This window comes from Oscillospiraceae bacterium, assembly GCA_034925865.1.
Classification (GTDB): domain Bacteria; phylum Bacillota; class Clostridia; order Oscillospirales; family SIG627; genus SIG704.
This window is the reverse complement of record JAYFRN010000012.1, coordinates 79,258-99,773: the sequence shown is the minus strand read 5'-3', so window position 1 is coordinate 99,773 and position 20,516 is coordinate 79,258. Positions and strand designations below refer to the sequence as shown.

At 47.4% G+C, this 20,516-nt stretch carries 16 protein-coding genes; 13 read left to right on the top strand and 3 right to left on the bottom strand.

Annotated features, from left to right (window positions below):
- Positions 1-9 precede the first annotated feature (9 nt).
- From VB118_06555 to VB118_06495, 13 genes are all read left to right on the top strand, one after another.
- A complete protein-coding gene (locus VB118_06555) occupies positions 10-4,029 on the top strand; it encodes a heparinase II/III family protein (protein MEA4832259.1) in 4,020 nt (1,339 codons plus the stop codon).
- Between the two features lies 1 nt (position 4,030).
- Positions 4,031-4,657, top strand: a complete 627-nt coding sequence (locus tag VB118_06550; GenBank protein ID MEA4832258.1) for an SOS response-associated peptidase family protein — start codon at positions 4,031-4,033, stop codon at positions 4,655-4,657.
- Positions 4,658-4,725: 68 nt separating this feature from the next.
- Entirely contained in the window at positions 4,726-7,353 is a 2,628-nt protein-coding gene (gene alaS, locus VB118_06545; protein MEA4832257.1) for an alanine--tRNA ligase, read from the top strand.
- A gap of 385 nt (positions 7,354-7,738) precedes the next feature.
- The gene (locus VB118_06540; GenBank protein MEA4832256.1) at positions 7,739-8,077 is read left to right on the top strand and encodes a histidine triad nucleotide-binding protein; all 339 of its coding nucleotides are present in this window, start codon (positions 7,739-7,741) and stop codon (positions 8,075-8,077) included.
- Positions 8,077-9,141 carry a hypothetical protein gene (locus VB118_06535; protein MEA4832255.1) on the top strand — a complete coding sequence of 355 codons (1,065 nt, stop codon included), beginning with the start codon at positions 8,077-8,079 and terminating at the stop codon, positions 9,139-9,141. Before VB118_06540 ends, VB118_06535 begins: the two co-directional genes overlap by 1 nt.
- A 2-nt stretch (positions 9,142-9,143) precedes the next feature.
- A complete protein-coding gene (locus VB118_06530) occupies positions 9,144-9,779 on the top strand; it encodes a DUF4093 domain-containing protein (GenBank protein MEA4832254.1) in 636 nt (211 codons plus the stop codon).
- A gap of 41 nt (positions 9,780-9,820) precedes the next feature.
- The gene (locus VB118_06525; GenBank protein ID MEA4832253.1) at positions 9,821-10,585 is read left to right on the top strand and encodes a TIM barrel protein; all 765 of its coding nucleotides are present in this window, start codon (positions 9,821-9,823) and stop codon (positions 10,583-10,585) included.
- A gap of 2 nt (positions 10,586-10,587) precedes the next feature.
- Positions 10,588-12,984, top strand: coding sequence for a YfhO family protein (locus tag VB118_06520; GenBank protein MEA4832252.1), 2,397 nt, complete (start codon positions 10,588-10,590; stop codon positions 12,982-12,984).
- 41 nt (positions 12,985-13,025) lie between these two features.
- Positions 13,026-13,400, top strand: coding sequence for a hypothetical protein (locus VB118_06515; GenBank protein ID MEA4832251.1), 375 nt, complete (start codon positions 13,026-13,028; stop codon positions 13,398-13,400).
- Positions 13,401-13,500: 100 nt separating this feature from the next.
- Positions 13,501-13,947: a BlaI/MecI/CopY family transcriptional regulator gene (locus tag VB118_06510; GenBank protein ID MEA4832250.1), complete on the top strand. Its 447-nt coding sequence runs from the start codon at positions 13,501-13,503 to the stop codon at positions 13,945-13,947.
- A gap of 33 nt (positions 13,948-13,980) precedes the next feature.
- Positions 13,981-15,120 carry a M56 family metallopeptidase gene (locus VB118_06505; GenBank protein ID MEA4832249.1) on the top strand — a complete coding sequence of 380 codons (1,140 nt, stop codon included), beginning with the start codon at positions 13,981-13,983 and terminating at the stop codon, positions 15,118-15,120.
- Positions 15,121-15,270: 150 nt separating this feature from the next.
- Positions 15,271-16,026 carry a polysaccharide deacetylase family protein gene (locus VB118_06500; protein MEA4832248.1) on the top strand — a complete coding sequence of 252 codons (756 nt, stop codon included), beginning with the start codon at positions 15,271-15,273 and terminating at the stop codon, positions 16,024-16,026.
- Between the two features lie 68 nt (positions 16,027-16,094).
- On the top strand, positions 16,095-17,378 hold the full coding sequence (locus VB118_06495; protein ID MEA4832247.1) for a metallophosphoesterase: 1,284 nt from the start codon (positions 16,095-16,097) through the stop codon (positions 17,376-17,378).
- A gap of 161 nt (positions 17,379-17,539) precedes the next feature.
- Here VB118_06495 and VB118_06490 read toward each other — a convergent pair whose 3' ends face one another.
- The 3 genes from VB118_06490 to dapF all read right to left on the bottom strand — a co-directional run bounded on the left by VB118_06490 (position 17,540) and on the right by dapF (position 20,396).
- Positions 17,540-18,187 carry an acetyltransferase gene (locus VB118_06490; protein MEA4832246.1) on the bottom strand — a complete coding sequence of 216 codons (648 nt, stop codon included), beginning with the start codon at positions 18,185-18,187 and terminating at the stop codon, positions 17,540-17,542.
- A 112-nt stretch (positions 18,188-18,299) separates the two neighbouring features.
- Entirely contained in the window at positions 18,300-19,484 is a 1,185-nt protein-coding gene (gene alr, locus VB118_06485) for an alanine racemase (GenBank protein MEA4832245.1), read from the bottom strand.
- A 24-nt stretch (positions 19,485-19,508) separates the two neighbouring features.
- Complete coding sequence (gene dapF, locus VB118_06480; GenBank protein ID MEA4832244.1) at positions 19,509-20,396, bottom strand: diaminopimelate epimerase; 888 nt, start codon at positions 20,394-20,396, stop codon at positions 19,509-19,511.
- Positions 20,397-20,516: the final 120 nt, after the last annotated feature.

Below are 20,516 nucleotides of genomic sequence, written 5' to 3'. Positions count from 1 at the left end.
GAATCTCAGATGAAAAACAAACTGAAAAGAGCGGCGGCGCTGTTTATTTCATCGCTGCTGCTGGCTCCGATGTGCGCAATGTGGGCGGTTCCGTCGTTGGCCGCCTCGTCGCAGCCGCTTAAAAAGCGTGCGACGATATACACGGACGCAAAAATAGCCGCCGCCAGGGATAACATAAAAAAATATTCGTGGGCAAAATCAGAGGCGAACAGCAAAATCGCAGATGCCGATCAGCTTCTCGGGCGGTATTCGCTCGAAGATATATGGGCGATGATTCCGAGCCAAAAGGTCTTCCGTTCATACGGCGTCAACCAGACCTATGGTTGTCTAAACTGCGGAAACGACATAGACGCATACGGGAACTATCCATATATAATCGACTACATAAACGACCCGTGGAAAGTCACCTGCCCGAGCTGCGGGATGAAATTCCCGACGAACGATTATTACGCTTATTACAAGTCCGGGCTTGACGAAAACGGGATCTTTCAGCCCTCAAAGGCCGACAGAAGCCTTCTCGTGAACACGCTTTATCCCGAAAAGGGCGAAAAATGGGGCGTCGACGACGGCACCGGCTATGTCGCGCCCGACGGAAAGAAGTATTTCTTTGTCGCCTATTATAACGAATACGGTAACTGGTACGGCATACTCACACAGATGATCAACGACTTCTATTATGCCTATCTTTACACGGGCGAGCAGAAATACGCCGACGCGGGCATTGTGCTTTTAAATCGGCTCGCCGACCTTTATCCCACATATACGCTCGCGGATCAGAAATGGGCCGACGGTTACAGGCACAGCGGCTATGACAACGGGCATATCATCGGCAGTATCTGGGAATGTACGATGATAATGCCGTTTTTACAATCCTACGATGCGTTCTTTTACGGTTTTGAAACGCTCGGGGACGACGCGATGGCTCTGCTGAAATCAAAGAGCTCAAAGATCACGTCATACCAGGATATCATGATCAATATAGAAAACGGCCTGTTTAAACAGATAATAGTCGAATATAAAAAGAACAACATACACGGAAACAACGGTATGCACCAAACAACGCTCGCCTGCGCCGCGGTATGCCTCGACGACCCGACGTTGACGAAGCAGTGGCTCGATTTTCTGTTCAAGCCGGCATCAGGCAATGCCGACGGAGGAAACGTGTCCGCGACGTTTATCAATGATGTCGACCGAGACGCCATGGGCAACGAAGCATCCCCCGGCTACAACAGCGGTTGGCTCGGAAATTACCTTTTGTTCGCGGATTTTCTGCGCGGCTATAAAATAAACGGCACGAATATAAGCTATGATATATACGAAAACATTAAATTCAAAAAAATGTTTGATTCCATGGCAAATATCATGGCCACGCGTTCTTTCACGCCAAATATCGGCGACGTCGGCTCCACCGGATCGCACACGACTGAGCTTTACGCCTCCAATGTGCTCAAGGCTTTCTGCGTATATAACGAGCCAAAATACGCTCAGCTTCTCGATTTCCTGTATAACGGCGATCTGTCCGGGCTGCGCCTTACAATTTTTGACGACGATCCCGAAGGCATAGCAGGAAAGGTAAAGGCCGTCATCGATGAACACGGCAAATATTCGCTCACGTCGCAGAACCTTACCGGATACGGCTTCGCGTCTCTGATGAACATAAACAAGGCCTCCGACGCGGCTGTATACGCGAAATCCACCGAAATCAAATGCTCTGACATGAGCATAATAAGCCAAAAGCTTTACAATAATATTATTCGGGACGGCGATACGATAGAATTCACGCCCGTTTCCGCCGGGGATTCAGCGTCCTTAGGCTTTTATCTCGACAACAGCGAAGCGGTTTACGATATGCTGACCTTTTACGCCGGAACAAAAAACGGCGGCGTGTTCAACGTTTATGTCGACGGAAAGCTGATTGAGGCGGATGTCGACTTTGCGCTTGACGAGGGTCAGACGTCGACCATGTATTATAAACGAACCTTCAGCTTCGTAAAGGGTTATCATGTTTTATCCCTTGAAGCCGCCGATAAACGGGTCGGCAGCGTGAAGCTTTCCGGCTTGAAATTCATCAAACAATCAGGCGAAAAAGCGTCTCTCGCCAATTCCGAAACAGTCCTCACGATGTATTACGGACGCAACAGCGGGCACGGGCATTCGGACACTCTCAATATCGGCCTGTACGCCTTCGGGCTTGATATGATGCCTGATCTCGGATATCCGGAGTTCTGCGACGGCACTCCGAATGAGGTTTATTGGGTTTCGAACACGGTCAGCCATAACACCGTGCTGGTCAATGACCGCAGAATGGCCTCACAGATCGTATCACAGCCAAAAAATTACGATGTCACCGATTTCGTCAAACTCGTAAGCGTTGAAGCGAATTCCGTTTACGCGGTCGCGAACGAATACCGCCGAACGACCGCGCTGATTCGCATCGACGGCGAAACCTCATACGCGATAGATCTGTTCGATGTCGAGGGCGGCAAAAAGCATACGTACAGCTTCCATCCGGCGGAATCTGATTCGCGCGAGATCACCGGAATGCAATTCGTTCCTCAAACAGACGCGGACGGAAACTTTATCGGCACGCTGGCCGGAAAGAATGTCGCATGGGGCGAAGGCAATTACGAAAGCGGATATCAATACCTTGACAAGGTACAGACCTGTTCGTCTCCGGACAGCACTATATCCGTCGACTGGTCGATAGTCGACACGAGAAATTATTCGGACGTTGACAATGTGCATTTAAAGCTCACTATGCTCGGTGATTTCACAAGCGCGGTTCTGGCAAACGGCACGCCGCCCAGAAATAAAGACGGCAATCCGGCGGGGCTTGATTATCTGCTTGTGAACCGCGAGGGAACCGGCGCTCTTGACAGTCTGTTCGTATCGGTTATAGAGCCGTACGCAGGGGAATCAAAAATTGAAAAGAGCGAGCTTGTCAAGGTCAAAAAGGATTCCGCGGCTGTGACGGACAACTCGGTAAAGGCCGTGAAAGTCACCTTCGCAAGCGGAAGAGTGGACTATATAGTCTATTCCACGGATACAAAATCAACCTACAGGATCGACGGCCTGTTCGATTTCTGCGGATTCTTCGCTGTATACAGCCTTAAGGATCAAAAGGTCTCTTTATATTTAAATAACGCCTCGGTGACAGGAACAACGGAGAGCGAAAAATCCTGTGAAGGACAGTATACAGGCACTGTCACCGGATTCGCAAAGGAGCTTTCGGAAAGCAATTTCATAAACGTTAAATTCGACGGAAACGTGGACGCGTCGAAGCTTGCCGGCAGATTCATCTATATCGGCAACGACGGAACAAGGAACGCTTCGTATAAGATTATTTCCGCCGAAAAAACAGAAGGAGACGGCGAGTATTCTCTTAATATAGGCGATATCACGCTCATTCGCTCCTACAAAGTTCTGACCGATGTCACAAAAGGATACACCTATGACATTTCGGAGGGAAGGGCGTTCTACATACCGCTTTCGTGCCTTTCCGGAGATCAGGAAACTATGCTGGAGGGCATAAAAAGCTCGCTGTCCGGCATTACGTTGTCAAATGAAATACGTGCCGACGCAAAGCCGGGAGACACCGTCGGAAGCTGCTTTATCGTCAACAGCGATATTAAAAATCTATATGAACAGCCGGAATATATCGTTTCGTTGGATAAAACGTTCGGAAACGGCGATATGTTCGATTTAAACGGAACCGACTTGCTCCTGTCCGATAAATATATTACCGGACAAAACAGTTATCCGGTTCGGCTTCTGGTTTCATACGACGGCATCACGCAGAAATTCGATATCACGATCCGCACGCTCAGCAAATCCCAATCGGGAAAACAGCTTTATCCTTCTTTAAAGCTGAGCGAGCTTGCGGTAAACGCGGAATTTCCGCCGGAAAAGCAGAAGGAGCCCTCAGATATCAACTTTATCGCCGTGGGCGCGGCTGTCGCCGCATCCGCCGCGATACTCGGAGCCACAGCCGCGATACTTTCCAAGAAAAGAAAAAAGAAAGAGAACTGATATGTGCTGCCGCTATCTTCAAAATCCGCGCGATGACTTAGCGGAAATAAGGCGCATGCTCGAGCATAAATTCGTACGCATTGAAAGCGGCGATTTTGACGCTCCTGACGCCTTCCCCGATTCCCCACAGGAACGGTTTCCGGCGCAGATCTGCAGCGTTATCCTTCTTCACAAAGGAGTCTTGCGGCTCCTTCCCGCGCTCTGGGGCTTTAAAAAGTGGGATGGAAAGGGCGTTGTCGCGAACGCGCGGAGCGAGACGGTTTATACAAGCAGGTTTTTTGCCGAAAGCGCCGAGAAATATCACTGCGCCGTGCCCGCGAGATGCTTTTACGAATGGTCAAAACCCGAAGGCGAGAATACATCCGCTGTCAAATACGGCTTTCGCTCCGACATAAACGAAATATATATGGCGGGAATATATCGCCGCGGTGAGTGCGGGGGAGAATTCGCCGTGCTCACAAAGCCGGCGGGAGAATTCGCCCAAATCCATCCGCGCACGACCTGCCTTATCGAGCCCGACCGCCTTCCGGCCTGGCTGGGGTGCGAAACAGGCGCGGACGACTTAGGCACGGTTAAGCTATATGCGTTCGGGCAGGGTGCGGATGTTGACAAAACAAGCTTACAGTGATAAAATCATTCGATATCATCAAAAAAAAATATAGAAAGAATTGCGACTGTCATCGCAGATTTAACCGTATGCAGTATACAGGACTTAACGAGCTCAGAGAGATGTTTCTTTCGTTTTTTGAATCCAAAGGACATCTCAGGCTGAAAAGCTTTTCACTTATTCCCGAAAACGACAAATCCCTTTTGCTGATAAACGCAGGTATGTCTCCGCTGAAGTCATATTTCACCGGAGCGGAGGAGCCGCCGAGAAGCCGCGTCACTACCTGCCAGAAGTGCATTCGCACGCCGGATATCGACCGCGTCGGAAAGACGGCGCGTCACGGCACATATTTCGAAATGCTCGGTAATTTTTCCTTCGGAGATTATTTTAAAGACGACGCCATAGCGTGGGCATGGGAATTCCTCACAAAAGTGCTGGGAATTCCGGAAAACCTGCTGTGGCCGAGCGTTTACAAGGATGACGACGAGGCATACGCAATCTGGCGCGACAAATGCGGCGTCCCTGAGGAAAGGATCGTCCGGCTCGGAAAAGAAGACAACTTTTGGGAGCATGGCAGCGGTCCCTGCGGACCGTGCAGCGAAATATATTTCGACCGCGGACCTAAATACGGCTGCGGCAGCCCTGATTGCCGCCCCGGCTGCGACTGTGACAGATTCATGGAAATCTGGAACGTTGTTTTCTCGCAGTTCAACAACGACGGCGCGGGCAATTATACCGAACTGAAGCAGAAAAACATAGATACCGGCATGGGACTTGAGCGTCTCGCGTGCGTTATGCAGGGCGTCGACAACCTTTTCGAGGTGGACACGGTTCGCCGTATCCTCGATCATGTATGCGAAATTTCCGGAAAAAAATACGGATCCGCTCATGAGAACGACGTCGCCATCCGCGTCATCACCGATCACATCAGAAGCTCTGTGTTTCTAATCAGCGACGGCGTCATTCCGTCCAACGAGGGCAGAGGCTATGTACTTCGCCGCATCATCCGGCGCGCCGCCCGCTTTGGAAAGCTCATCGAAATCAAGGGGCGCTTTCTTTATGAGCTGTGCGACCTTGTTATAAACGAAAACAAACGCGCATATCCCGAGCTTGCGGAAAAGCGCGATTATATCAAACGCGTCCTCAAGGCAGAGGAGGAAAGATTTGAACAGACGCTCGACGGAGGTCTGATAATACTCAAATCAATGCTCGATGGCATAGGCGCGGAAAAAAAGCTCTCCGGTGAAAACGCCTTCAAGCTTTATGACACATACGGCTTCCCGATCGATCTGACAAAAGAGCTTTGCCGCGAAAGCGGAATTGATATCGACGAAAACGGTTTTGTTCTGTTGATGAAGGAACAGAAGGAACGCGCGAGAGCCGCCCGCGGCGGCGCGGCAGGATGGGAGGGCACGAACGCGACCTTTACTGCCGGAATGGAAAAGACCGATTTTGTCGGTTACGACGCGTTAAAGCTGTCTTATAAAACACGCGTTGCCGCTATCCTCTCCGACGGAGAGCCCGCGGAAGCCATCAGCGAAGGAGAAGGCGCGGTAATTCTCGAAGCCACTCCGTTTTACGGAGAAAGCGGCGGACAAGTCGGCGACACAGGCACAATCACGACACCCACGGCAAAGCTTTTGGTGACAGACACAAAAAAGACAAAGAACGGCGTTATAATTCATCATGTCACAATCGAAAAAGGCGTCGTCTCCGTCGGAGACGAGGCGCTCGCCGCGGTTTGCACGGAAAGACGCGACGCGATAAGGCGCAACCATTCGGCCGTGCATCTGCTGCACGCGGCTCTCCGTTCTGTCCTCGGCACGCATGTAGAGCAGGCCGGCTCACTGGTCGATGAGCACAGGCTCAGATTCGACTTTAAGCACTTTACCGCCATGACGCCCGATGAAATAGAAAAGACAGAAAATATCGTAAACAAAAATATTCTCGCCGGACTTGCGATCACCACCATGGAAACAGATCCGGAAACGGCCAAAAAGCACGGAGCCATGGCGCTTTTCGGTGAAAAATACGGCAAGGTGGTCAGAATGGTAAAAATGGGAGACGTTTCCGCCGAGCTTTGCGGCGGAACGCATCTCGACAACACGGCAAAGGCCGGACTTTTCAAGATAGTATCAGAAGCCGGCATTGCGGCCGGTATAAGAAGAATAGAAGCCGTCACCGGCGAAAACGTGCTCAGACTGATCGCTGAAGAAAAGTCCGAAATCGCAGAAGCCGCTAAAATACTGAAAGCAAACAGTTCCGCAGAGCTTGTCAAGCGCGCCCAATCCGTAGCCGCCGAGCTCTCCGAGGCAAAAAAAGAGATCGAAGCTCTTTCTGTAAAGCTCGCCGCCGTCTCAGTCAGCGCATACGAAGCGCAGCTTTCCGATAACGGCAAATTCGCGCTCCTTTTCGCCGACGCAGGAAACGACTCGACAGACAGAATGCGTTCCTCTCTCGATATGCTCAAGGACAGGCATTCTTCGCTTGTCGCCGTGCTTTACAGCGTTTCACCGGAAGAAAGCAAGATACAATTTGTCGCCGGATGCGGCAAGGATGCGGTCAAAAACGGAGCGCATGCAGGAAACATCCTCAAAAAGCTCTCGCCGATCGTAGGCGGAGGCGGCGGCGGACGCCCGGACAGCGCGGCCTCCGGAGGAAAACTCCCGGAAAAGCTTCCGGACGCTAAAAAAGAATTCTTTTCAATACTTGGATAATAGGGAGACGCCAGAGAGACTTTTTTAGCGAAAAAGTCCCTCTGGACTCCTCAAAAAGCTCATTTGGGGATTTCATAAATGAGGGGGGATTCTCTTTTCCATATGAATATCTGTAAGGGCGAACTTTATTCACCCGAATATGAGTTTTAGAGGATTCTTAAGGATCCTTTTCCATATGAATATCTGTATGGGCGAACTTTATTCACCCGAATTTGAGTTTTAGGATTCTTAAGGACCCTTTTCCATATGAATATCTGTATGGGTGAGCTATATTCACTCGAATATGAGTTTTAGGGGATTCTTAAGGACCCTTTTCCAAAAGGGTCCTTAAGTGGGGTCAGGGGCAAAGCCACTGCCGATAATTTCCACACAAAGGAGCAAAAATATGGACTGTATTTTCTGTAAAATCATCGCGGGAGAGATCCCGTCAAAAAAGGTTTACGAAAACGAATATGTATATGCGTTCCGTGACATTAATCCGCAGGCGCCTGTGCATGTTCTTGTCGTCCCGAAGACGCACATCGCCTCCGCCGACGCGATAAACGTCGGGAACAGCAATGTCATAGCAGAGGTTTTCCGTGCAATTCCGGAAATCGCGAAGCTAACCGGGCTTAAAAACGGATACAGAATAATATCAAATGTCGGCGAGGACGGATGTCAGTCGGTGAAGCATATTCACTTCCACATCCTCGGCGGCAAAAAGCTTTCAGAGAGAATGGACTGATGGCAGATTCCGTAAGCTTTTATAATTCAGCGGACGAGCTTAAAACGAAATTTAAAACCGATCCGGCCGGCGGATACCTGTTCTGCGGCACGGAGGATTATCTTATCGGAAAATGGCTTGATAATTTCAGAAAACTCATTGCGTCGGAACCGATGCCGGACTTTAACCGCGTCAGGCTTGATTTTGACGACGGCGCTTCCTTGCGGGAGCTTGAAAACGAACTGAGCGGCGTTTCCTTTATGGGGAAATACCGCCTTATTGAGGTTTTCGGCCTGCCTCTTCTGAAGCTTTCCGACCGCGATGAAAAGTCACTTATAAAAATGCTTTCGGAGCTGTCAAAAGAACAAATCGTCATGCTTATCTTCGGCGGACAGACGCTTGTGCCGGATAAAAAGACCACCGCGAGAAAAATCATGAAATCGCTTTCCTCGTTGATATATATAGTCGATTTCACGCGTCTTTCACCTCAGAGACTGTTGAAATGGGCGGACGACGCGTTCATGTCCGAAAGGGTACATTGCTCTGACGAAAATTTGAGGCTGATTATTTCACGCTGCGGCGGTGAAATGCTGAAAATTGAAAACATTATAAAAGTGCTTTGCGCATACGCAAAGGGACCGGATTTCGATGTTGACGAGCCGTCCGGAACGAGACACGAAATAAAAAGAGAAGATATTGAGCTCTTCACCGAGGACAGCGAGGAGTATGAGATATATAATCTTACAGACGCGGTGCTTCGCCGGGACAGGGAAAAATCGTTTCGGGCGCTTTGCTCGCTAAGGAGAAAAAAGATCGATCCCATCGTGATAAACGCCTCGTTCAGCCGCTCGGTACGGGCCGTTGCCGCTTGTTCCGCCGCTTCTCCATCGCAGGCCGCGCATATCACCGGCATGCAGGAATGGCAATTGAGAAATTATCGCGACTATGCGGAGTCAAACCCTAAAAGCTTTGCCTCATATGCGGCCGCTCTCTGTCTTGAAACGGACAGACGGCTTAAATCGGAATCAATCGACGGGTATTCTCTTATAGACACGATGGTTCTGCGTCTTATTCAAAAGAAATGAATATGTCTGCAAAAAAAGACGGCGGAGCGGAAAGAATAAAGCTCAGGCGCGCCGTTGTAGTTGAAGGAAAATACGACAAAATAAAGCTTGAATCTCTGGCCGACGCTGTAATTATCACTACAGAAGGCTTCGGAGTTTTTAAAAACGCGGAAAAGCTTGAGCTGATACGATCATACGCGCGCAGGACAGGCATAATCATCCTGACCGACAGCGATGACGCGGGGCGGCTTATCAGAGGATACATCAAGGGTGCCGTGCCTGAAAGCGAATATGATATAGTTAACATATATGTCCCGACAGTTTCCGGCAAGGAAAAGCGTAAAAGAACACCGGGGAAGGCCGGGCTTGTCGGAGTAGAGGGAATTGATTCCGATCTTTTGCGGCGTCTGTTGATCGCCGCAGACAGAGTAAAAACCTGCACAGTCACAGAAGGAAACGCAAACAGACAATGGCTGACGCGGTCGCGGCTTTATGAGGACGGCTTCTTCGGAGGAAAAGACAGCGCCCGAAAGAGGAAAAAGCTGCTTGAGGAATTTTCCCTTCCGGAAAATCTCGGTGTTTCCGCTTTGATCGACGCGCTCAATATTCTTGCCGGCGAAGCCGAATATAATAGTTTTCTGTCGAATAATATCGAATAATATAAATAGTTATTGTCACCCAAAGGAAAGGAACGGTTATAATGTATAAAACCGGCATCGCTTCTGTCAGCTTTCGTGGGCTGGCAGATCTTGATATAATAAATCTCGCAAAAACGTCAGGTGTGGACGGGATAGAATGGGGCGGAGACGTGCATGTCCCCGCCGGAGATACCGCAAAGGCAAAAACAGTACGAAGGGAAACCGAATCACGAGGGCTTGAGGTTCTTTCTTACGGCTCTTATTATTCTCTCGGTTCCGGTGCATCCTTCAGGGACATTCTCGAAACGGCACGCGAGCTTGGCGCGCCTGTGATAAGAATCTGGGCCGGAAACTCGGAAAAAGCAAGGATGACCAAGGAACAATACGCGGAATGCATTGACGAAGCGCGGCGCATATCGATGGCGGCGTCCGCGGATGGCGTTTCGGTCGCCTTTGAATATCACAACAATTCCCTTACCTCAAACGCATGCGACGCGGTTGAACTGATAAACGATATCGGACGCGACAATATTCGGCTTTACTGGCAGACAGAGGTGACTTTTGACACGGAAAAAAATATGGAAGCGCTGAAGGCCGTGCTGCCATATCTTATTAACATTCATGTTTTCAATTATAGTCAGGGAAAACAGGTTCTTCTCGATGAAGCGGACGGAGCGGACAGCTGGAGCAAATATATGAGCTTGATAAAAGGCGACGGAAAGAATCATAATTTCCTGACGGAGTTTTCAAAAGACGGTTTAACCGACAGCTTTATTCACGACGCCGCAGTGCTTAAAGGTATATGCCGCGGGGTCTACGGAGAATAACTATGAAAAATTTCGCTCCGTCGGCATCGGCGGTTTTTCGCCCGTCCGGAGCGAAAAAAGCATTTGTAATATGCTTATGCACATCCGCGCTGATGATTCTGCCGTTTGTTATATTCCAGAGCGGAATTTTCAACATATGCGCCGATTTTACTCATCAGCAGCTCATATTCAATATTACCGCAAACGCCTCCGTTAAATCCGGTGATGTTCTGTGGAGCGGTATAACAGACCTGGGCGGCGATTTTATCGGTTCTTACGCGTTTTATCTTCTAGGAAGCCCGTTTTTCTGGATCTCGCTTTTGTTCCCGCCGTCGTGGTTTCCGTTTATCGTCGCGCCTCTTCTGATATTGAAATATTCCTTTACCGGATTTTTCGCTTGTCTTTATATACGCCGTTTCACAAAAACGGATGAAGGCGCGATTTTCGGAGCCGTGCTTTATGCCTTTTCCGGATTTTCGACCATAAACTTATTTTTCAATCATTTTCACGATGTCATATGCTTTTTCCCGCTTTTACTGTACGGGCTTGAGGTGCTTGTAACCGAAAAACGTAAAGGCGTTTTCGCGGCGGCGGTATTTATATGCGCCATTACTAATTACGTGTTCTTCACCGGCGAGGTCGTTTTTACAGTCGTTTATTATCTGATCCGCTTTGTAGGAAAGGATTATTTCCGGGATATAAAGAAAAATCTTGCTTTGCTCGGCTTTATCGCGCTTGAAGCGGTTATGGGCTTTTGCATGGCGATGTTCATCGTGCTGCCTGCGGCGATATTCACTCTTGGTGTTCCGTCCGTGTCTGAAAGGCTTACGGGAGCGGATGCCGTTATTTATAAGGACAATACCATTTATTTAAGGCTGTTTCGCGCCATCCTCTTTCCGGCGGAAAACCCGTCGTTTTGCTCATCGGTTAAAGCTGCGGATTTTGCATCTGTCAATCTATGGCTGCCTATGTGCGGATCGTCGCTCGCGGCCGCCTATGTTTTTAAAAAGCGAGGACGTCTTTCACTTCTCATTTGCGTTTGCGGCTTGATCATGCTTATTCCCGCCGCGAACAGTCTGTTTTCCGGTTTGTCCGGAATTTATTACGCGCGCTGGTTCTACATGCCCGTTCTGATCCTCGCTCTGTGCTCCGCGCTCACCGCCGAATCAAGAATGAGCGTAGCCTCATCCTCTCACGAAACGGCGACAAATATCGGTTCAATACCTGATTGCGGCGGATTTGTATGCGAAAACACAGCACTTTACCGTTATATCGCCGCATTCGGCTTTCTTGCGCTCGGCTTTACATGCGCGCTCGCTCTTTTTCGCTCTGACAGTCGTCCGAACGGATTGATTATCGACGCGGGAGGATACTCCGCAAGGCTGATCATAGCTCTTGCCGGGCTTATCACGCTTTATCTGATAATAAAATTCTGCGCCGGTAAAAAACAATATGCCGCGGCGCTTATCGCCGCAGCCGCCTTGTTTTCCGCCTGCTCCGGCGCGTTCCATATATACGATTCGATTTCAGCCGGTCAAAGCGTAAATTATTATGAAAAGATAGTAGGGACCGGACTGAATTGCACGCTTACTGACGATGCCGGTAACTTCAGGGTAAAGACACCATATCTTAATTCCAATATGGCCGCCGGCTATCCTTCCGCTGACTGCTGGATCAGCACTGTGGATGGACATATTTTTGAATTCTGCGCAGCCATCGGCAAATGGCGCAACGTCGCGTCAATGACATACGGCGACGAAGCTCATTACGTACTTACCTCGACAAAATACGATTTTACCGTTCAAAAAGACGATTCGCGCTCTGACTCTGAGGTAACCGAATATAACAACGGAGCGGAAACCGTATATGTTTACGAAAGAGCGGATTTTATTCCGATGGGCTTTTTCTATCCTTACGCAATCAAAAGAAGCGATTTTGAAACCATTCCCGACGCAATGAGAACGCGCGTTATGCTCAAGGGCGTCGTTCTCCCGGACGAGCTCATAGAAGAACGTGGGTATGAACCGCTTTCGTATCAGCTTGTGTCCGATACGGGTGACAAAACGTATCTTAGCGATATTGAAAGGCTCAAAGCGGAAAGCAAAAATAACTTCGAACGCAGGCATAACGGCTTTGTATGTACTATAGACGCGAAATCGGACGGTTTTTTATTCTTTTCTATGCCATGCGCCAAAGGCTTCGACATTTACATTAACGGTAATAAAACAGAGCCGATCAATTCTATCGGTCTTTGTGCCGTCAGATGCGCCAAAGGACCGAACACTGTCGAATTCAGATATATGACGCCGGGGCTTTTGCCCGGAGCGGCGGTTTCGGCGAGCGCAGTTATAATATATGCGATCTATCTGATCATAGCTTTTAAGTCAGGCAAGAAACGTCATTTAAAAAGTTTAAAATGATTGTTTCCAAATAAGTTATCAAGTATCTGAGGATTTTCACAATGAACAGAAATTTCAAAGCCTCTTTAGTCCACGCCTCTTTATCCGTGTTCTGCGTAATATTTAATCTTATATATTCACGGTTTTCCCATAACGTCAGTTCGGTTTATATGACGTATATGTTCTCGTATACTCTCGCTGCCGCAGTGTATTTTTTAATATCGGCGGTTCTGCGCGCTCCCCGTTCTCCGAGGTTATCGTTCAATCTTTTCAACTCCGGCATCGCCAGTATTACCCTATGGAGCATGCTGTTCGGAATATTCGAAATAGCCGGGACGGACTCGCCTTACGCAGTTATATTTCTTTGGGCAGGGCTTGCGATGATACTGGCTTCCGCGGCTGTATACCTTTGCAACGCTTTTAAGAATAATCTTTAAAAATGTAAATTATTTTCTGTTTGTTATTGACATATATTTATGATAATGATAGAATGGTATAAAATAAATATTGTTATAAATATATACGAAAGGAACAGCCATGAAAACAAAAAGCGGTGTCATACAGCGGCTTCCTGAAGCAGAGCTTGATATAATGATGATTATTTGGCGTCTTGAAAGTCCCGCCAGAATCTCACAGATATATGTCGAGATGAGCAAATCTCATCCGGTTACCAAAGCCACGCTTCACACTTTGCTTGCGCGACTTGATTCAAGAGGCTTTATCAAAACAGAATATCACGGCTCTACTCTTATATACAAGGCTTTCTACACGCTTGTCAGCGAGGAAGAATACCGCGCCGCCGAAACCGTGAATTTTCTCGACAAGATATATCACGGTTCCAGAAAACGCCTTGTCGCGTCGCTCATCGGAGACGAAAGCATTACCGAAAAGGACATTTCCGAGCTTTCCTCTATACTTGATAAAGCTCAGAAAAGGCTCGAAAAAAATGCTTCGGCAAAATCCGAAAAAGATAACCATAAGTAATTGCCATCAAAACAGGAAAGGACAGTCGTCTAAATGATTAAAATATTTTTGGAAATACTATCTGTTTCCTGCTCCGTGACTCTTTTAATCGTGCTTTTCGCCGCAGCGAACATCTTGTTCGGAAATCGTTATACCCAGAGCTGCAAATACATAGCCCTCACCTTGCTCTCGCTGAGACTTGCCGTTCCTGTCAAGGTCTTTCCGATTTTGCCGACTATTTTTAAAATCAATATTCCGGTAATGTCGTCTTCAGAGGCAGGAGCTTTCATCGGTACAGCCGCCGACAATGTCACGGTATTCTCGTCGGATGTCGAAAAAACGCTTTATATCATCTCTGTTGTCTGGGCCGCGGGCGCACTGCTTCACTTTCTCCTTTTAGTGATTCCTTATCTTCATTTTTTCTTTTATATAAAGAAAAACCGTTTGCCGATAGAAGACGAGCGGAGGGAAAAGCTCAGTCTTTTGTGCCGTAAAGCCGGGATCGTGCGTGAGCCTGCTTTTTACAGTTGCCCAGGCGTTTTCGTACCGATGCTGTGCGGTTTTATATCGCAATTTATAATCCTTCCCGATGATGCCGAAGAAGCCGTGATTTTTCATGAGCTTACGCATTACAAAAGAAAAGACACGCTGGTAAAGCTTATCTGCGCCGTTTCTTTTTCTCTGCATTGGTTCAATCCCTTCGTCTCGCTGATGATTAAGCGGCTGGAGCGGCTCGCTGAGCTTTCATGTGACGAAGCGGTGACAATTGATTTATCTCCTCTGCAAAAGGTCGAATACGGACGCAGTATACTTGAAGCGATGAGACAGATCTCTACGCATACCGACAAGCTTGTTACCGCGCTTTCCAGCGCGCAACGCGCCTTAAGGGAACGCATTGAGCTGATTGTTTCTCAAAAATCACGTAAAAAACAGGGCACATGGATCATTGTAGTCGCAATTATGTTTACCATGTCCGCGGGAATGATATTTTCATATAAGTTATCGGAGGTTAATGAGCCCGCACAGCTGTCTGAGGCTTTGCCTGACACATACTCCTATGATATTGCCGATGTTGATTACGTATGTCTGCCCGGATATTTTATTCCCGCATTCTCCATATACAGCTCAGAAGCAGAAGCACACTCTGTTTCGCACGGAATCACAGATAAAAACGGCCGTCAGGATACTGATTAATGCGGTAACTATTAAAATGCATTTAAAAATTGCAGTAATATTTAATATCCGCGTTAATAATAAAGAACAGGAAAAAATTTAATTAATACATAATTCTTTAAATCACTGTTTGCGGAGCTTATAAAGCTACCGTAACCTGTGTCCATACAAATGAAAAAAACAAAAAAGCTTTATTTAATAGCAATGCTTGCCGCTTTAATAATGGTTTTTCATACCTCATGCGGCACAGGGTATAATTATTCTTCCGCCTCTGTTCTTACATATCACCTGATACTCGACGAGCCGTATACCGAATATCACTATCTTTTTGTGAAGCCTGCGGATTTTGAAGCTCAGCTTAAGTATATTTCAGAATCCGGCGCCGAAACAGTTTTCGCGTCCGAGCTTACAAGCGGAAAATTTTCTCGTTCTTCGGTAAAACCTGTCTGCATAACCTTTGACGACGGATATGAGGACAACTACACAAACGCCTTTCCGCTTTTAAAAAAATACAATATCAAGGCGACAATTTTTGTTGTTCCTAAAACGATCGGAACCGAGCGTCACCTCACTGACGCGCAGCTTTATGAAATGTCCTCCAGTGGGCTCGTCAGTATTCAAAGCCACGGTTTGACGCACAGCTCGCTTGTGGGGCTGTCTCGGGAAAAGCTTGAATATGAGCTTTCCGAATCAAAAGAACTAATCGAATCGATCACCTGCATGCCAGTCACCGCGTTATGCTATCCATACGGAGCATATGACGACTCAGTCAAAGCTGCCGCCGCACGTTATTACACCGCCGCGTTCACGACCGAGCCTCCCTCTGACGAAAGCGGTTATAAGCTTGATGTTTTCGCTTTCCCGCGCTCATATGTAGTCAGGGATATGGATATTGACGATTTTAAAAGAATACTGGGAAATAAATAACAATGCTCTTAGCTGCGAAAGCTTTGGATATTTGTGTTAAAAATTATTAAGAAACGGAATTTATATAAATGAACAAGCATTTTAACAAACATATATTTATCGCAATATGCTTGATTGCGCTGATACTTCTTCCCTGCTTTTCAAGCTGCGAAGCTGCGAAAGAAGCAACCAACAGAACCGAGATCGTTGTAATTAGCGATTTGCATCTTTATGTGGATGATTCATATTCGAGAACAGATTATGACAAGCAAAACATAGTAAGCTTCCTGTCGATGATTAAGCAATCCAAGTCAGTTTCCGAACTTGTAATTAACGGAGATCTGATAGATGAGTGGGTTATCCCGATGGATTATGTTATAACCTCTTTATCGGACTTTAATGATAAAATCGTTGAAAACAACCGGGAAATAATTGACACGATAAACTCTATCATCAATGACGGCGACATTAAAGTAACTTATATACCCGGAAATCATGATATGACATTCAGCAAAGAAGAGGCCGAACGTATATTCCCGGGAATCAATCAAGCGCGGGACGCCGAAGGCCTCGGTACATACACAGCAATGGACGGTGAAGTAGCAATAGAGCACGGACACAGATACAATTTCATCTGCGCCCCGGATCCTATTTCAAACCGGAATATCACCGGAAACGACTCCTCGATACTTCCAAGCGGTTTCTTCCTCTCCAGAATCGCGGTATCGTCAGCTATTGAAAAAGTATCAGGACCGGCAAACAGTGTTCCCGTTATCCCGCAGAACACCGCGGACGAAACATATACCGGTTATTATTATTACAATATGGGATTGGCGGCTATACTATCTCAGCTGCCATTATCTGAAAGTATAACCGATTATGCGATAAAAACAAATATTAACGGTTATACTAATGCTTATTCGATCAATGATCTTATTCCTTATCAGGGCGATGACGGAAAAATCAGCGTCAATCTATACAATGGCATAGTAGAAAGCTGGGCCGAAAGACAGACGCTTAATAATGTAGCCGTCCCGATTGATACAGCTACCGCAATTATGAAAGCAGGTTCAAACGATTTCACCGACTCTTTAGCTCAAAAAGAGTATTTTGATTGCAATGCTTCTGTACGAATTGTTGTATTCAGCCATACTCATGCCGCAAAGCTTGTCGCTTCAGAAAATTTTGCCGGAAAAAAAGTAATATACGCCAACAGCGGTTCATGGAGAGATAACGCACCGGATTATCAACTGAACACATACATAATTATAACTCCTTCAAGCGACACTTCCGGCGCAGTCAAGGTCTGTCTGTATAAATATTCGGGAAACGGAGCATCCGAACTTCTGCAGCAGGAGGAAATAAAAAACTGAGTTTGCTTGAGCTCTCCTATTTTTAAAAACAATACCGGAACAGACAAAAGCAATGCCTGTTCCGGTTTTTTATTTATAATTTAGCTGCCTGATTGAAAATTTAAATTAAAATTAAAATTAAAACTGAACTGTTTAAAAATAAACAGCGTATTTATCTTGCTTTATCTGAATTTTACCGGCTTTGCCGGGACACCAACCGCGGTGCATTCGGGCGGTATATCCGAAATAGCAACAGCTCCTGCGCCGAGGATCACACGCTTTCCCACGGTTATTCCTTGGATTATACAGGCTCCGGTGCCGATTTCACAGGATAAGCCGACCGTAACATGACCGGCGATACTCGCGGACGGATAGACCGTTGAATAATCGCCTATGACAGAGTCATGCCCAATGACGGAATGGCAGTCAATTATGGCGAATTCGCCTATTGTTACGTTTACCGTCAGGACGCAGGAAACGCAAATTATCGCACCCCTCCCCAGGAGAGCGGGCTCGGCAACAACGGCGTTGTCGGCGACAAAAGGAGGAAACGAGATAAGAGGATTTTCGGAGAGATAAGCGAAGATTTCACGCCTTGCGGCAGGATTCGCAATACAGATAAAAACATCAACAGGACGGTCAAAAGAGGCAAGTGTTTCCCGAGTTCCTATAACGGGAAAGCCGTCCACGATTTTGCCGTATAAACTTGCGGCATCGTCAGTGAAACCGAGAATATCATATTTGACGGCAAGCTCCGGACAGCGCCCGATCTGCCACATCATTTCTCTGCCAAAGCCGCCGGCTCCAAAGATGACAAGCTCTTTTTTCATGTTATGCTCCATTAAAGTGATCTTGTTTTATAAGAGAGAAAAGTCTATACAAGAGCCTTTTCTCTCTTTTAGCGGTAAATATTTAATTGAAGAGTTAATAAAATATTATTATTCAGGTCGCTGGCGTATATATTCGCTTGACTCTGGCGGACACACGGCAGAAAAGCTCGTATGAAATAGTACCGCATTCATAACTGAGCCTGTCGGCGGAAATATCCGAGCCCGGGCCGAACAGCGTCACAAAATCGCCTTCATTCGGAGGAGATTTCATATCGGTGATGTCAAGAAAAAGCATATCCATGCAGACGTTTCCTGTTACGCGGCATTCAGGTGAAATGAGCGATACGCGGTTTGAAAAGGCGCGGGGAATCCCATCGGCATATCCCGCGGCGATCACCGCTATCCTTGAATCACGCCGCGCGCAGAATGTCCTGTTGTATCCGACAGATTCTCCGGATTTTATTTCATGTATCCTCACAACTCTCGCGCACAAGCTCATTACCGGCTTGAGCGAGCAGTCCGCGCGTTCCACAAGCGCTTTTATATCGGCGGAAGGATACGAACCGTAAAGCATTATACCGGGTCTGAAAAGCAGAGAGCCGTATGAAGCCCCGGGGAAATTATGTTCATACATCTCCGATAAATGACGGCAGCAGGCGGCGCTGTTCGCAAAATGGCGGTATTTGAATTTGATCCCGGCCTTCCAGAGAGAAGAAAGCGCGGAATAAAACATTGACAGCTGAACACCTGTGAATTCACTGAAAAGATCGTCGGCATCCGCGAGATGCGTGAAAACGCCTTCAAAATCAAGGTTTTTTAATGAAACGGCGCTGCTGACGAGCGAGATAAAATTTTCTGCAGAAGGTAAAAAACCAAGCCGGGACATTCCGGTGTCGAGCTTAAGATGAACCTTTAAAATATCTTCCTGGGAAAGAGCCTCCGAAAGCTCTCTGGCGTATTCAAGCGAAGGAACGGTCTGGGTAATACCGAGCGTCGCCATGGCGCGAGCATGGGAAACGGGGGTTACTCCGAGAAGAAGAATCGGCGAATATATTCCGTTTTCGCGCAAAGCCGCGGCTTCATAGAAGTCGGCGCAGGCAAAATAATCGACATATGGCTCAAGCGCACGAGCACATTCGGCGGCTCCGTGACCGTACGCGTCGGCTTTTACGACCGCGCATATCCCGGAAGCCGCATCAGGAAGAAACGACCGGATTAATTTATAGTTATGTATTAGTGCGCCGAGATCGATCTGCGCGAAATTGCGCAGATCAGAAATGTTTTCTGAAAGCTTCAAGCGAATGCCTTTCTGATTATACTTTTAAATTTCAACGAATCCGTAAAATGCGGATTCGCACGGCCCCTTCATTATTATGTCAAAATCATCTTTAACCGTAATAAAAAGAGTGCCTCCTTTGAGCTTAATTGCTATGGGGAAGTTATGCGCACAAAATCCGAGTTTTACAGCGGCCGCCGCGGTTGCGGAGGCTCCGGTTCCGCAGGCAAGGGTCTCGCCGCTGCCGCGTTCCCAAACACGCATTTCTATTTCATACGGAGAAACAATGCGGGCAAATTCAGTATTGATTTTTTGAGGGAACAACGGCATATTTTCAAATTTTGGCCCTATTACGGGTAAATCCAATGATTCTATGTCGCTGACAAATACAACGCAATGCGGATTTCCCATTGAAAGCGCAGTCACACGCCATGAGCGGCCGGCCGCATCAATGGGCGAATCGATTATAGGAGCAGACGAAAGCGCGGAAATGGCAGACGGAGTAAAATCCGCCTTTCCCATACCCACAACAGCTCCGATTACCAAAGAACCTTTTATATCCAGCATCAGGCGTTTTACGCCAGCTTTTGTTTCTATCGTGAGAATCGGCTTTTTTAAACCTGTTTCTCGCAGAAGCTTTTCATAGACGAGTTTTCCAACGCAGCGGATCGCGTTGCCGCACATTTCGCCTTCACTTCCGTCAGAGTTGAACATCCTCATACGAGCATCGGCAATTTCCGACGGGCATATGAGAATTATTCCGTCGCCTCCGATGGAAAAATGGCGGTCACTGAGACGTTGCGCAAGAGAATTGATGTCAACCGATGTCAATAACGGATCCGGCTCTGCATCAACGCTGCCGAGCCTGCCTAAGCAATCAAAATATATGTAATCGTTTCCGGCCCCATGTAGTTTAAAAAACTGTCTTAGCATTGATTTTTTCGCCTCGTTGTGTTAATATGGATACAGGTATAAATACTGCTTCATTGTTTATTATAATACAAACCAAACAGGAATGCAAGACTTAAAGCTCTTTGGAAAAAAGCAATTAAA

Excerpts from the sequence above, each read along its gene's own strand:
- VB118_06555 (MEA4832259.1), top strand. The coding sequence starts at position 10 with ATGAAAAACAAACTGAAAAGAGCGGCGGCGCTGTTTATTTCATCGCTG.
- VB118_06550 (MEA4832258.1), top strand. The coding sequence starts at position 4,031 with ATGTGCTGCCGCTATCTTCAAAATCCGCGCGATGACTTAGCGGAAATA.
- alaS (MEA4832257.1), top strand. The coding sequence starts at position 4,726 with ATGCAGTATACAGGACTTAACGAGCTCAGAGAGATGTTTCTTTCGTTT.
- VB118_06540 (MEA4832256.1), top strand. The coding sequence starts at position 7,739 with ATGGACTGTATTTTCTGTAAAATCATCGCGGGAGAGATCCCGTCAAAA.
- VB118_06535 (MEA4832255.1), top strand. The coding sequence starts at position 8,077 with ATGGCAGATTCCGTAAGCTTTTATAATTCAGCGGACGAGCTTAAAACG.
- VB118_06530 (MEA4832254.1), top strand. The coding sequence starts at position 9,144 with ATGTCTGCAAAAAAAGACGGCGGAGCGGAAAGAATAAAGCTCAGGCGC.
- VB118_06525 (MEA4832253.1), top strand. The coding sequence starts at position 9,821 with ATGTATAAAACCGGCATCGCTTCTGTCAGCTTTCGTGGGCTGGCAGAT.
- VB118_06520 (MEA4832252.1), top strand. The coding sequence starts at position 10,588 with ATGAAAAATTTCGCTCCGTCGGCATCGGCGGTTTTTCGCCCGTCCGGA.
- VB118_06515 (MEA4832251.1), top strand. The coding sequence starts at position 13,026 with ATGAACAGAAATTTCAAAGCCTCTTTAGTCCACGCCTCTTTATCCGTG.
- VB118_06510 (MEA4832250.1), top strand. The coding sequence starts at position 13,501 with ATGAAAACAAAAAGCGGTGTCATACAGCGGCTTCCTGAAGCAGAGCTT.
- VB118_06505 (MEA4832249.1), top strand. The coding sequence starts at position 13,981 with ATGATTAAAATATTTTTGGAAATACTATCTGTTTCCTGCTCCGTGACT.
- VB118_06500 (MEA4832248.1), top strand. The coding sequence starts at position 15,271 with ATGAAAAAAACAAAAAAGCTTTATTTAATAGCAATGCTTGCCGCTTTA.
- VB118_06495 (MEA4832247.1), top strand. The coding sequence starts at position 16,095 with ATGAACAAGCATTTTAACAAACATATATTTATCGCAATATGCTTGATT.
- VB118_06490 (MEA4832246.1), bottom strand. The coding sequence starts at position 18,187 with ATGAAAAAAGAGCTTGTCATCTTTGGAGCCGGCGGCTTTGGCAGAGAA.
- dapF (MEA4832244.1), bottom strand. The coding sequence starts at position 20,396 with ATGCTAAGACAGTTTTTTAAACTACATGGGGCCGGAAACGATTACATA.